General features: G+C 67.8%; 11 protein-coding genes. 7 read left to right on the forward strand and 4 right to left on the reverse strand.

Annotated features, from left to right (window positions below; translation table 11 throughout):
- Positions 1 to 11: 11 nt before the first annotated feature.
- Positions 12 to 1,055, reverse strand: a complete 1,044-nt coding sequence (locus ACH4TV_RS29780) for a ParB/RepB/Spo0J family partition protein (RefSeq protein WP_398403407.1) — start codon at positions 1,053 to 1,055, stop codon at positions 12 to 14.
- A 209-nt stretch (positions 1,056 to 1,264) separates the two neighbouring features.
- On the opposite strand from ACH4TV_RS29780, the gene ACH4TV_RS29785 reads away from it, so the two are divergent.
- Genes ACH4TV_RS29785 through malQ form a run of 7 tightly spaced genes read left to right on the forward strand, consistent with a single transcriptional unit; the run spans position 1,265 to position 9,855 of the window.
- Positions 1,265 to 2,575, forward strand: a complete 1,311-nt coding sequence (locus ACH4TV_RS29785) for an aspartate aminotransferase family protein (RefSeq protein WP_398403409.1) — start codon at positions 1,265 to 1,267, stop codon at positions 2,573 to 2,575.
- A gap of 5 nt (positions 2,576 to 2,580) precedes the next feature.
- Complete coding sequence (locus ACH4TV_RS29790; RefSeq protein WP_398403411.1) at positions 2,581 to 3,651, forward strand: zinc-binding dehydrogenase; 1,071 nt, start codon at positions 2,581 to 2,583, stop codon at positions 3,649 to 3,651.
- A 5-nt stretch (positions 3,652 to 3,656) separates the two neighbouring features.
- The gene (locus ACH4TV_RS29795) at positions 3,657 to 4,823 is read left to right on the forward strand and encodes a glycosyltransferase (RefSeq protein ID WP_398403574.1); all 1,167 of its coding nucleotides are present in this window, start codon (positions 3,657 to 3,659) and stop codon (positions 4,821 to 4,823) included.
- Positions 4,824 to 4,863: 40 nt separating this feature from the next.
- On the forward strand, positions 4,864 to 5,433 hold the full coding sequence (locus tag ACH4TV_RS29800; RefSeq protein ID WP_398403413.1) for a DUF1349 domain-containing protein: 570 nt from the start codon (positions 4,864 to 4,866) through the stop codon (positions 5,431 to 5,433).
- Positions 5,426 to 6,823, forward strand: coding sequence for an MATE family efflux transporter (locus ACH4TV_RS29805; protein ID WP_398403415.1), 1,398 nt, complete (start codon positions 5,426 to 5,428; stop codon positions 6,821 to 6,823). Before ACH4TV_RS29800 ends, ACH4TV_RS29805 begins: the two co-directional genes overlap by 8 nt.
- Before the next feature lie 25 nt (positions 6,824 to 6,848).
- The gene (locus tag ACH4TV_RS29810; RefSeq protein WP_398403417.1) at positions 6,849 to 7,706 is read left to right on the forward strand and encodes an inositol monophosphatase family protein; all 858 of its coding nucleotides are present in this window, start codon (positions 6,849 to 6,851) and stop codon (positions 7,704 to 7,706) included.
- Between the two features lie 34 nt (positions 7,707 to 7,740).
- On the forward strand, positions 7,741 to 9,855 hold the full coding sequence (malQ, locus tag ACH4TV_RS29815; RefSeq protein WP_398403419.1) for a 4-alpha-glucanotransferase: 2,115 nt from the start codon (positions 7,741 to 7,743) through the stop codon (positions 9,853 to 9,855).
- A gap of 1 nt (position 9,856) precedes the next feature.
- On the opposite strand, the gene ACH4TV_RS29820 is transcribed toward malQ, so the two are convergent.
- Genes ACH4TV_RS29820 through ACH4TV_RS29830 form a run of 3 tightly spaced genes read right to left on the reverse strand, consistent with a single transcriptional unit; the run spans position 9,857 to position 13,105 of the window.
- Positions 9,857 to 10,882, reverse strand: a complete 1,026-nt coding sequence (locus ACH4TV_RS29820; protein WP_398403421.1) for a Gfo/Idh/MocA family protein — start codon at positions 10,880 to 10,882, stop codon at positions 9,857 to 9,859.
- Positions 10,873 to 11,739, reverse strand: a complete 867-nt coding sequence (locus ACH4TV_RS29825; RefSeq protein WP_398403423.1) for an HAD-IIB family hydrolase — start codon at positions 11,737 to 11,739, stop codon at positions 10,873 to 10,875. Before ACH4TV_RS29825 ends, ACH4TV_RS29820 begins: the two co-directional genes overlap by 10 nt.
- Positions 11,729 to 13,105 carry a DegT/DnrJ/EryC1/StrS family aminotransferase gene (locus ACH4TV_RS29830; protein ID WP_398403425.1) on the reverse strand — a complete coding sequence of 459 codons (1,377 nt, stop codon included), beginning with the start codon at positions 13,103 to 13,105 and terminating at the stop codon, positions 11,729 to 11,731. The genes ACH4TV_RS29825 and ACH4TV_RS29830 overlap by 11 nt, the downstream gene beginning before the upstream one ends.
- Between the last annotated feature and the right edge of the window lie 27 nt (positions 13,106 to 13,132).

The following is a 13,132-nucleotide window of genomic DNA, read 5'->3' on the forward strand; positions in this document are numbered from 1 at the left end:
CTCCGTCCCCCTCATATCGCCTGACGGGACGAGACACCGTTGTCCTCGCCCAACTGCACCGCGATGCCCTGCCATATCTCGGCATAACTCAGCAGAAGTTCCGCGACCGGCTCGCGGCAGTGGGCGGGCAGACTGTCGAGAATCCGTGTCCGTTCCTTGGTGGCGGCCGCGCAGGAATCGAACAACCGCAGGACGAGGCGGCCCGTTTCACTGAACCGGAGCGAGGGGTCCTTGCACAGCGTTTCGAAGGTGGGCAGAAGTTCGGAAAAGGGCCGGCTTCGCCGCAGTGGCACCGCGCCCTCTCCGGATGCCTGGTTCTGCGGGTGTTGGTGAGTCGTCCTCGTGCGCAACTTCGTGGGCACAGGGTCGTGTCCCTGACGCAGACGGTCGCGCACGTCCGCCACCGTGGCCGGCGAAATACCCGCTGCCTTGGCTATCTGACGCAACGAGGCCCCCGGGTCGGCCCTGATCAGTTCACCCGCCAACTCGCGCCCCCGGACGCAGTTCACAGGCCGTGCGCGCCCGTCGATACCCACGCGGACCGCGGACGTTCCGCCTTCCCCCGGGTCATTACGGCGAATCTCGGCCACCTTCTTGGCCGCCAGACCCGACACCGTGGCGATCGCACGGTCGGACCATTCGGGGCGGAAGCCCAGAATACGGCTCGCGGCCGCGAGCCGGTCCGCGCGGGACAGCGGCAGTCCGTGTGACGTGTTCGCCGCGACGGAGAGCACGAAGGCATCCGCCCGCTCACCGTCGAAGAACCTCACAGCGATCTCCGTCCAGCCCCGCAGCTTCGCGGCTCTGAGGCGGTGCATCCCGTCGATGACCCGCATCGAGTCGTGGTGGACCGTGATCGGCGGGAACGCGTCCTCGCTCTCCGCGAGCGTCCTCACATACTCGCTGTCCTCACCGGCCACCCGCGGAGAGTCGGCGGCGGCGAGTGCCGCCACCGCCACCGTCACCACAGGCGACTGTTCCACCATCTGCCGACACTCCGCGACATGGGCCAGGCCCTCGCTCGCAGGATCCCCCGTACGCCCCGCAGAACTCACCGCAACTCCTTACAAAACGTACTGGAAATGGCTCGGCCGCAGCACGCAGTACGTTCAGCGGCCGGGCGGACCGATTCCGCCGCCATTGACGCCGCGACCGATTGATATCACGTGTCAACGGCCGCCTGAATCGTTTTAAGCCAGAGCCGTCGCCGAGTGCCAGGACATGTCCGACATACATTCCACCTACTCGCACGCCGAAATGGCCCGTGTATCCGGCACTCGTAGCGTTTTGGAAGCCTGACCCCTTACGGGTTTCGCCGTTCGAGCAGAGGAAGCATGTGAAATCAGCTACCGAAGCAGGACCTGCCCCGCTGGAGTCCCATACAGGGAGTGGCGTCCATCTTTATATCGAGGGAAAGAAGTACATTGACTGCGCTTCCGGGACATTCAATGTCTCCCTCGGATATGCACTGCCTGAAGTCACCGAAGCCGTACACGCGCAGCTGGACAGGTGCGCGCACCTGTCCTCGGACCTGACCGGACCGAAATCCCGGGAGATCTTCGAACTCTTGCGCGAGTTCCTGCCGGACCATATCGAGAGCTACTGGTTCAGGGACCTCACCGGCTCGACGGCCAACGAATGCGCCGTCCGTATGGCCCAGAAGGCCACCGGGAAAACAGACATCGTCTCCCTGTTCCTCTCCCACCACGGCCAGAGCATCACGGCCACCGGGATGTCCGGAAACGCGTTCCGGCAGCGCAGCTTCACCCTCCCGTTCGCGGGCTCCCTGAAGATACCGGCGCCCGACTGTGCCAACTGCTTCTACCGCCAGGTGCCGGAGAGCTGCGGCATGCTGTGCGCCCGGCGACTCGAGGACTTCGTCGAGTTCGCGTCGAGCGGACGGGTCGCCGCGGTCATCGTCGAACCCGTCCTCGGTAACGGCGGCAACATCACACCGCCCGTCGAATACTACTCCGTATTGCGGGAGATCTGCGACCGGCACGGCATCCTCATCATCGCCGACGAGGTACAGACCGGGTTCGGCAGAACCGGCACGTTCTTCGCGTCCAATGGATTCGCGAAGGAACTGAGGCCCGACATCATCACGTTCGCCAAGGGGGCGGGAGGTATCGGTATCCCCGTCGCCGGCGTGCTCATGCGCAAGGAACTCGACGTCCTCGAACCCTGGGAGCATTCCACCACCTCGGGAGCGAATCCGCTGGCCCTGGTCGCCCTTGAGGCAACGGTGAAGTACATCAGGGACCACCGAGTCCTCGACAATGTGGCGCTGGTGTCCAAGGTACTCAGGGACGGACTGACCGAACTCTCGGCGGACTTCCGGTGCGTCAGCAATGTCAAGGGAATCGGGCTGATGCTCGCATTCGACCTTCCCACAGCTGCCGACATGTCCCGATTTATCGCTGTCTCGCGGGAGAACGGCGTGATCGTCCGTGGAAGTCGGTACGGGTTCGGCAACACGGTGAAGGTCAGACCTCCGCTCACCATCTCCGAGGCAGAAGTACAGGACGTCCTCGATTCACTCCGATCGTCTCTTCGTCAACTGGAAAGTGAGTAATCCGCATGCGAGCTCTCAAGTACCACGGCGCTTGGAACGTCGCACTTGAGGAGGTCCCCGACCTCCATGCCTCCGGCCCCGACGACGTGGTCGTCGACATCAAGTTCTGCGGAATATGCGGAACGGACCTCGGCATCGTGTCGGGCTCGTACCCGATCGCCGTTCCCGGCGTGACCCTCGGGCACGAGGCGACGGGTGTCGTGGCCGAGTGCGGGGCGGCCGTCACGAACGTCAAGGTCGGGGACCGAGTGGTCATCAACCCGACGCCGTACTGCGGACGGTGCAGGATGTGCCGTACGCAGCGGATCAACCACTGCGTCAACAAGATGGGCACCGAGAGCGGCGTCAGTTACGACGGTGCCTTCGCCGACCGCTTCCTGACCACGTCGGAATTCGTCCACGTGATCCCCGATCACGTGTCGCTCCAGGCAGCGGCCCTGACCGAGCCCCTCAGCTGTGTGGTGTCCGGAGTGCGCAAGATCCAGCCGCCGACGATGGCCGCTCACACCTATGTCTTCGGGGCCGGACCGCTCGGGCTGCTGTACGCCTGGGCCCTGAGCCTGAAGGGTCTCGCCTCCGCCGTGATCGAGACCTCGCCCGAACGCCTCGCGTTCGCGCGAAGCCGCCTCCCGGTCGGAGCAGCCGCCTACGCCTCCTTGGCGGAGGCCAGGTCCGGCCACTTCAACGATCCCGACGCACCACTCGACGTCGTCGTCGACACCACCTCGGGACTGCTGGAGGAGCTCTATCCGCTGATGGCGTGCGGTGGCACCTTCATGTCGATCGGCCTGAAGGAGAAGGAGTTCACGATCGACGGCATGCACCTGGCTGACCGCAGCCTGTCGGTGATCGGTTCGATCGACTCCCTCCACGGTTCCTTCCTGGAGGCGTTCCACCTCATCACCAGCGGACGCGTTCCTGCCGAGCGACTGGTGAGCCACGTGATGCCGCTGTCCGACTTCGCCGATGGACTCGCCACCCTCGGGTGCGACATCGAGAACAAGTCGATGACGACGACGCGTTCGGCGAGCTGCAAGGTTCTCTTCGACATCGCGTCCGCGGGAAGCTCCGAGTGAGCGCCATGAAGTTCAGCATCGTCATCCCGTACAAGCAGCGGCTGGACAACATCCGGCTCTGTTTCGAGTCGCTGGCCGAACAGACTCTGGACAGGTCCCGGTTCGAGGTGCTGGTCGGGGCCATGGAGTACTCGCCGGAGTACGTCGCCCTGTGCCGGGAGTTCACGGACCGTCTCACCATCGTCTCCGTGCTGTCCGCCGACGAGTGGCAGATCACCAAGGCCAGAAACCTGGCCATGCGGCAGGCTTCCGGACAGGTGACGCTCCAGCTGGACGTGGACATGGCGCTGCCACCGCGGTTCCTGGAGAACCTCTATCAAAAGCACTTCGCCCACGGCCAGAACGTCTGCGTCATCGGCCAGATGATCGGCTACGACAACAACAACAGCGATGTCGACACCGTCGACGTCAGGCCGTTCAGCCACTACCGGGAGCAGCTGGCCGAGCTCGACGCGGCGGACGGGGTCCGGCTGGACATGCGGATGCACGTCGACCACGTCATCCCCTGGGCCTTCGCCTGGACCGCTCTGATCGCGCTGCCGACCGCGCTGGTCCGGGAGCACGACCTCTACTTCGACGAGGACTTCCGTGGATACGGCGTGGAGGACCTCGAATGGGCCCACCGCATCTGTGCCACCGGGACACCGCTGGTGATGGCCCAGGATGTGTACGGCATCCATCTGCCGCACACCCGCAGCATCGCGGGAAACCGCACGACGGAGAAGCTCAACTACCGTCGCTTCGTTCGGAAGTGGCCGGGGGCCGAGGTGGAACTCGCCGCGGCCTTCGGTGACTTCGAGGCCAACGGCAAGGTGATCGACTTCAGGCGGGAGCTGGCGGCCGTCCTCGGAGCCGACGACCACGGGCTCGCCGTGGTCGCGGGCGAGGTGGGCGGAGAGAGCGTTCTGGTGATCGGTGCGGTCGTCGACGCCGGGCAGACCCGTCTCCCGGCCGGCCTGGGCGTCCGGTTCGACGCCCATGTGCGGCCGGAGGTGCTCCCGATCGCGGGGCTGGCCCTGCCCTTCTCCGACCAGAGCATCGACACCTGCTACGTGCTGCCCCCGGTGGCACGGCTGTCCGACGAATACCGGAAGATCATCCTGGGTGAGGCCGACCGCGTGGCGAAGGCTGTTGCCGGGCCCGTGGAAGAGGAGCCGCACCTCACCGCCTGACCCCGAGTCAGTCGTCCCGACCCGCTTCTGGAGGGCCCACGTGTTCGATGACATGCAGTGGCTGAACGAGCCGCCCCGCTGGTCCGTGAACGAAGGCACCCTGGTCGTCACCACCGCCGACAGAACCGATTTCTGGCGGGAGACCTTCTACGACTTCATCCGCGACGACGGACACTTTCTCGCAAGGGAGGTGACCGGTGACTTCACCGCGCAGGTCACGCTGGCCGGGGAGTACGAGACGCTCTACGACCAGATGGGACTGATGCTGAGGGTCGACCAGGCCAACTGGATCAAGACCGGCGTCGAATTCACCGACGGCCGAGCCCACCTCAGCTGCGTGATCACCCGGGACCACTCCGACTGGTCCGTGGTCGCGACGCCCGAGGTCGGCGACGAGATCACGCTGCGGATGACCCGGCACGGCACCGCGGTCCGGGTCCAGTACCTGACGACGGGCGGGGAGTGGCAGCTGCTGCGGCTCGGGTATCTGCCGCTGCCGGTGACCTGCCAGGTCGGCGTCATGTCCTGCTCTCCCCAACGGGCGGGGTTCACCGGTCGGTTCAGCGACTTCGCGATCACCGAGCCGATCTCCCGGGATCTTCATGGGTGAGACCGTGCCGGCCGCCACCGTCGACCGCGGCGGTTTACGGCTGGCGCGGGACAGAGCGTTCATCTCCGCACTGGTCGCCACCGCGGTACCGGTCACCCTCCAGGCCCTGATGTCGACGTCCCGCACCATGGTCGACACCGTTCTGGTGGCCCGCCTCGGCACCGACGAGATCGCCGCCATCGGCTACGGCAGCCGCGTCGTCTTCGTGGTCATGCTCGCCACCTTGGGCATGGCCGACGGCGGTGCTGTGATCATCGCCCAGTTCCGCGGCAGCGGTGCCATGGCACGGGCCCGCCGGGCGACCGCGCTGACCACGGCCATCACTCTCGGCATCGCCGCGGTCTCCTGCACGGCCTGTCTGCTCTGGGCCGAGCCGATGGTCGCCGTGGCCACGGAAGACCCTCGGGTGGTCGACCTGGGTTCGCAGTACATCAGGGCCGTCATCGGGATGATCATGCCCTTCGCGGTCATCTCGTCGCTGGCGGCCGCCCTTCGGTGCGTGGGCCAGGCCAGAGTCGCCGCCAGCTGCGCGCTCGTGGGGGTCGTCCTGCACCTCCTGCTCGCCTACGCGCTCATTTTCGGCCACTGGGGTCTGTCCGCGTACGGCGTCCGGGGCGCCGCCTGGGCCACCCTGGCCAGCACCTGCGTAGAGGCGCTGTTACTCGCGGGCTATGTGTACCTGACCCGGAACGTCATGGCCTTCCGGCTCCGCGACATCGTCGACGGCGTCAAGGACGGGATCCTCACGAAGATCCGCCGGGTCGGCGTGCCGGTCTCCCTCAGCTCCACCTCCTGGGCACTGGGCATCCTGGCCTACAGCATCCTGGTGGGCAGGGCGGGCACCATGGAGCTGGCCGTGCTGTCCATGGTCAACCCGCTCGAGTCGTTCGCCATAGCCGTCTTCATCGGCGTCTCCACAGCGGCCGGCGTCATGGTCGGCGGCAGCCTGGGCGAACGGGACCCGGAGCGGACCTGGAACCTGAGCAAGGCACTCCTGGTCTGGACGGCGGGCATCGCACTGATCACCGGCCTCCTCCTGATGTCGGCGTACTTCTGGCTGCCGGTGCTCTACGACGGGGTCGGCCCCGCGACACTCGACGTCGCCCGCGACACCGCTCTCGTGCTGGGAGCCGTCTTCGTCTTCCGGGCGATGAACATCACCGTCCAGAACGGTCTGCTGCGCGCGGGCGGAGACACCTTGTTCGTCCTCCGGGTGGACCTGCTCACCCAGTGGGCGCTGGCGGTGCCGCTGACCGCCCTGATGACGCTTGTGTGGGACGTCCCGTTCCCGCTGGTGTTCCTGGCCATCAACGCCGAGGAGATCGCCCGGTTCTTCATCAGCGGAATCAGAGTGCTGCGTCGCCGGTGGATGCGCGTCCTGATCGATTGAGAAGTGAACGACGAAAGGCACACCCTTGTCCCATTCCCCTGCCCCCGCCCCTGCCCCCGCCCTGCTGGATCTCGCGGTGCGAGCGGCCCGGCTGGGTGGCGGCGAACTCCTGCGCCGGGTCCACAGTTTCGTGCAGACCGGCGCCAAGTCCTCGCCCACCGACCCCGTCACGGACGCGGACCTGGCCAGCGAGTCGGCAGTGGTCGGCCTCCTCACCTCCGAACGCCCCGCGGACGGCCTCCTGGGAGAGGAGGGCGCCGAGAGAACCTCACGCAGTGGACTGCGCTGGGTGGTCGACCCGCTGGACGGCACGGTCAACTACCTGTACGGCATCCCGCATTCCGCCGTGAGCATCGCATGCCAGCGGGCGGACGGTGACGGCTGGCAGACGATCGTCGGTGTCGTGTACGACGTGGCCCGGGACGAGATGTTCACGGCGGCCCGCGGCCAGGGCTCCCGGCTGAACGGCGAGCCGCTGTCGGTCAACAACCCCGTCGGTCTCTCCTCGGCACTGGTCACCACCGGCTTCTCGTACCGCTCCGGGGCGCGGGCCCGCCAGGCGGCCGTCCTCCCCGCCCTGCTGCCGGCGGTGCGCGACATCCGCAGCAGCGGCAGCGCCGCGCTGGATCTGGCCTGGGTCGCGGCCGGCCGGTGCGATGCCTGCTACGAGGACGAACTCGCCCTCTGGGACCGGGCCGCGGGCGAGCTCATCGTGACCGAGGCCGGCGGCATCGCCCTGCCGTTCGACGACGGCGTCATCGCCGCCGGACCCGCGCTGTACCCCGGCCTTCGCGCACTGGTCACAGCCGGACGGCATCCGCTCGGCCGAAGTGGTATGCCCCAAAGGGGAGGTCCCTTCTCCGCCTCCCAGGTCCGAGACTGAAGGGCAATGCCCCGTTCGATCTTCAGGAGACCTCGTGCCCCGTCCGATCGCGGCTGAGGCCGCCACCGTGCCGGTGAACCTCAGGGAACTGGCTCAGCTCCACAAGGTCGACAGCGAGTACCGGACCGAGGAGGGCGTCCTGCTTCAGGTGCCCGCGCGCACCCTGGTGGCGGTCCTCGGTTCTCTGGGGGTCGACGCCGGCACACCGGAGGCGATCACCGGGGCGATCGCCGCACAACGGCGGCGTGCCGCGGAAAGACTGCTCGGGGGCTGCGTGGTGCTGCGCGAGGGAAGTCCCGTCACTCTTGGCGTACCGGGCTCGGCTCACGTGTGGATCGAGCTGGAGGACGGCGGCACGCTGGCTGTCCCTCCCCGGCAGGTGGAAGGCGAACCGAGGCACATCCTGGAGCGGGTTCCGCTCGGCTACCACCGTCTTCACGCGCGGCTCGGCGAGCGCCGTGACGCGGCGGCGCTGATCGTCTGCCCCAGGCGGATCGCCGAACCGACCCGGCGGCTCTGGGGGTTCGCGGCCCACCTGTACTCCCTGTTGTCCGAGGAGTCCTGGGGGATGGGTGATCTCTCCGATCTGGCCGGCCTCGCGAGCTGGGCGGGGCGGACGCTCGGCGCCGGATTCGTCGTGGTCAACCCGTTGCACGCGATGTTGCCCGCTTCCTTCGCCGACCACTCGCCGTACTGGCCGTCCGACCGGAGCTTCGCGGACCCGGTGCACATCCGGGTCGACGCCGTGCCGGAGTACCGGGGACTCGATGCCGGCACCCGTTCCGTCATCAACCAGCTGAACGCCACGGCCGCCGGGCTGCGAGAGGACGTACTCCGGGGGGACGGGCTAATCGAACGCGATCAGGTCTGGGACCTCAAGAGCCAGGCGTTACGAGCCATCCACCGGACCGGTCTGACCCCCGAACGCGCCGTCGCGTACGCGTCGTTCAGGGAGGAGCGGGGTCAGCGGCTCGACACGTACGCCACCTGGTGCGCGCTCGCCGGCAGACACGGGCCGGACTGGCGGAACTGGCCCGGCGCGCTCTCGGACGTCCACAGCGCCGACGTCGTGCGCGCCCGCGAGCAGTACGAGGAGGACGTCGAGTTCCATCGCTGGTTGGCCTGGGTCACCGATGAGCAGCTGGCGGGCGTGCAGCGGGCCGCGCTCGCAGCCGGGATGCCGATGGGCGTCATCCACGATCTCGCTGTCGGGGTTCACCCGAGTGGCGCCGAGGCATGGGCTCTCCGGCGGTGCATCGCCTCCGGGATCTCGGTCGGCGCGCCGCCGGACGTCTTCAACGCCCGGGGACAGGACTGGTGCCTGCCTCCCTGGCGTCCTGACATGCTCGCCGCCGAGGGATACGCGCCGTACGCGACGGTTCTGCGGAGCGTGCTGCGCCATGCCGGGGCTCTCCGGCTCGACCACGCGATGGGGCTGTTCCGGCTCTGGTGGGTGCCGGAGGGGTACCCGGTCGGCGAGGGCACGTATGTGCACTACGACCACGAGGCCATGCTCGCCGTCCTGACGCTCGAAGCGCACCGGGCCGGTGTCCCGGTGATCGGGGAGGATCTCGGCACGGTGGAGACCGGAGTGCGCGAGCAGTTGAGCGACAGAGGAATCATGGGGACCTCGATCCTCTGGATGGAGCGCCGCTCCGACGGACAGGGCGGTTCGGTGCCACGTCCGGCGTCCGAGTGGCGGCGTTCCTGTCTGGCCGCGCTCACCAATCACGATCTGCCCAGTACCGCGAGCCGGTTGACGGGCCGCCACGTGGATCAGCAGCACCGGCACGGGATGCTCCCCGGCCCGTTCGGTGAGGCGCGGTCGGCCGCCGCCGCCGAACGGGGCGAGTGGCTTGAGGCACTGCGTCACGAGGAGCTGCTTCCCGCCGATGTCGAGGACACGGACGGCCTCGCCCTGGCTCTGCACCGCTTTCTGCTGCGCACCCCGGCGGGCCTCGTGTGCGTGTGGTTGCCGGACAGTGTGGGAGATCTGCGCTCGCCGAACCTTCCCGGGGTGTTCGGCTCCTACCCGAACTGGCAACTGCCGGTGTCCGGTCCGGACGGCAAGGCGGTGTCCCTGGAGCGACTGACGGCCTCGGCATCCGTGCGGGCACTGGCGGAAGTCCTGCGCGAGTGCTGTCGATGAGCTACCGCGATCGGTCCAGCAGTGTTCCGAGCACCCGCTGAGCCCGCAGTCCGTCCTCGAACCCGGCGAGCCAGCCGCTCTCCTTGCCGTGGACGACCATGTCGGTCCACTCCTTGAACTGGAGGCGGAAGGAGTCGGCCCAGCCGGCCACTTCCCCGGCCGGGTCGGGGAAGTGGCCGGCTGCGGCCAACTCCTCGTGGCGCCAGTCGATGTCCGACCTCACCCGAAGGAGCCGGGGAGCGCGGGAGTGGTAGACGAACTCGCCCCGGGTGCCGACGACCTTGATCGACAGGCCGGCTTCCTCCAGGGGCGCTGACTTCGACGCGGTCAGCTGGACGTACACGCCGTTGTCCAGCCTGCCGGCGACAAAGGCGTGATCGTCGACATCGACCATGCGTCCCTCCTTCTCCGGTACGTGCGTGCGAAGGGAGGACACGCAGGACGTCGTGTCCAGCTCGCTGCGAAACAGAAAGTGCAGCAGGTCGATCAGATGGATGCCCAGGTCACCCAGGGCACCGCTGGTCGATCTGCCCAGGCTGCCGTCACGCCAGGTGAAGGTGGAGCGGGTCAGCGCGCTGCTCCGGCGGAATCCGGCCTGCACCAGCAGCGGCGTGCCCAGCTGCCCGGATGCCATGGCCCCGCGTATGCGCTGAACCACCTCCAGGAACCGGTAGTTGAAGCCCATGCCGCAGCTGAGACCGGCGCGCCGAGCGGCTTCGACCATGTTCTGCGCTTCGGCGGTCGAGACGGCCATCGGCTTCTCGCACAGGACGTGTCTGCCCGCGTGCAGGGCGTCTGTGACGATCTTGGCGTGGGTGTGGTTGGGCGAGGCGACGACAACGGCGTCGACGTCGCGGTACAGACTCTCGGCGGAACGGAAGGTCCGGCATCCGAAGGCGGCCGCGGTCGCCAGGGCGCGGCCCTCGTCGATGTCGTGGAGGCCCACCAGTTCCGCCTCGGCGCTGTCCTGGACGGCGCGCATGTGCGCGGAGGCGATGTTCCCCGCCCCCACTATTCCTACCCGCATGAATGCGTTCCCCCTTCCGAGAACAACTCGGGGATGCTCTGGATCGTGTGTCGGATCGCAGCCGCGTAGGAGTGCGATGCCACGTGGGGGTGTGCCACCCGGGCGTCCGCCGTCGCGTTCGCCACCAGGAGTCCGCGGTGCACGCCTCTCAGCATCTCGATGTCGTTCCCGCTGTCGCCGAAGGCGAGGGAACGGACCGGGGCGAACCGGTGGCACAGGTGGTCAACGACTGCCCGCTTTCCACCACCGCGCGGGATGAAGTCGACGTCGAAGGAACCGTCGGGGTCCCCGGCCTTCGGATTGCACCGGCTGACGCTCACCCCGAGCCCATGGCGACGGCAGGCCAGCTCGATGTTCCGTACCGCGACGGCGTCCGGTCGCTCACCGAGCGAGGTGTAGTAGTAGCTGTCCAGGAACTCGGTCCGCTCCTGCCCGCCCTGCGGGCGCAGCACGACGTCGGCCTCGTGCAGCTCCTCGACCACCCGCGTGACGGCCTGCTTCGTGTATCCGCTCTCGCGCATCCGCCGGTGCCACTGTGGATCCCGGCGGCCCTGACCGCCTGTGAAGAAGGTCAGCTCGGTTCCCAGCGAACTGGCCAGGAAATGCGGCAGGACTCCGAGCCGATGGCGCTCGACCCTGGACATCACGGAGCTCAGCGAACTGCCCGTGACCCACCCGAACAGCAGACGGCCCTGTCCGGCGAGGTCGAGCAGGAGATCCTCCAGCTCCGCCAGATCCCTGCGCTGTTCTCGGCTCGGCTCATGCGCGAGATAGGTCTCGTCGAAGTCCGAGAACACCGCGCCTCTCACTCCGCCCGGGCCGGGAGGAGGCAGTTCGGACGGACGCCTATTCGGCATGACGTACGCATTCGTAGAAGGCCTCGATGACGCGGTCCTGCTCCGCGATCGACAGAGCGTTGTGCAAGGGAAGATGCAGTACCCGGGAGTGGAGGTGCTCGGTCCGGGGGAGAGCGGAAACCGGCACCCTGCCACGGTGGGCGTACGGCTTCTGCTGGTGGGTCAGGACCGGGTAGTAGATATCGGTCTCCACGCCGTGCCGAGCCCACAGCCGTTCTCTCAGAAGGTCCCGCCCGCCCGCGGCGAGCTCCACCTGGACCGGGAACAGGTGCCAGACGTGGTCGGGGGTCAACTCCGGGAGGCCCAGGGTTCCCGATTCAGCCAGGGGGGCGAGGGCGTCCAGGTAGCGGGCTGCCAGGAACATCCGGCGGAAGTTGTTGAGGCTCAGGAACGGCAGCAGTCCGAGCGCTATCTCCGCCTGGGTGTTGTCCATTCCCGAGTTGAATCCGAAGAGTTCGGCCTTCACGTTCTTCGACCCCGGCGCGAACCCGTGATAGCTCACGACTCGGCATCTGTGCGCCAGTTCCGGAGAGCGGGTGACGACTGCTCCCGCCTTTCCGCAGACCCCGAAGTTTTTGTAAGGGTTGAAACTCAGTACTGCCGCGTCCGCGTGCTGTGCCACACCCGTGCCCCCCATCGCCTGGCAAGCGTCCTCGACAAGAAGGAGGCCGTGCCGCTCGCAGACCGCCCGCAGCCCGCCCATGTCGGCCAGTTTCCCGTGCAGATGCACAGGCAGTACGGCCTTGGTCCGCGCGGTGATCCGCGCTTCCACGGCAGCCGGGGCCAGGGTGTAGTGGGAGTCGACGTCGGCGAGCACCGGCTCTGCCCCGCAGGCCAGGACCGCGTTCTCGGTGGCCGCGAAGCTGTTGGCGGGCATAACGACCTCGTCACCAGGTCCGACGCCCAGCGCACGGAGCACGATGATCAGTGCGTCGGTGCCGCTGCTGGTGGCCACAGCATGCGGTACGCCGAGAAAGTCCGTCAGCGCCTCCTCGAACGCGCTCACTCCTGATCCGCTGGTGAACTCCCCGGTCCGGAGCACGCCGGTGAACGCGCGCAGCGCGGCCGCACGCTCCGCGTCGGACAGCAGTCGCTCCCGTGGCAGGAAGCGGACCTCTGAGTGCGGGCTGTCCCAGGTGAAGACCGAATTCCGTGGAGCGGGCCGCAGCAGCGTGTCCTGGTCCCGCAGGACGCGGGCTAGTTCCTGGTTGGCGAGCGCCGGACCGATGCCGCGCCGCGTGCTGCGCCGCCCCGCGCGGACGTCACCTACCAGGCGGAAAAGGCCGGCGCTGTCCCCCGCCATCTCGTCGGAGTCCTCGGTCTGCTCCTCACCCGGCGGCCCGGTGGGATGACGGTGCGTCAGCATGTCGGCAGCTCCTGTGTACTAGTGGGC

The organism is Streptomyces sp. NPDC020898 (assembly GCF_044333925.1).
Lineage (GTDB): Bacteria > Actinomycetota > Actinomycetes > Streptomycetales > Streptomycetaceae > Streptomyces.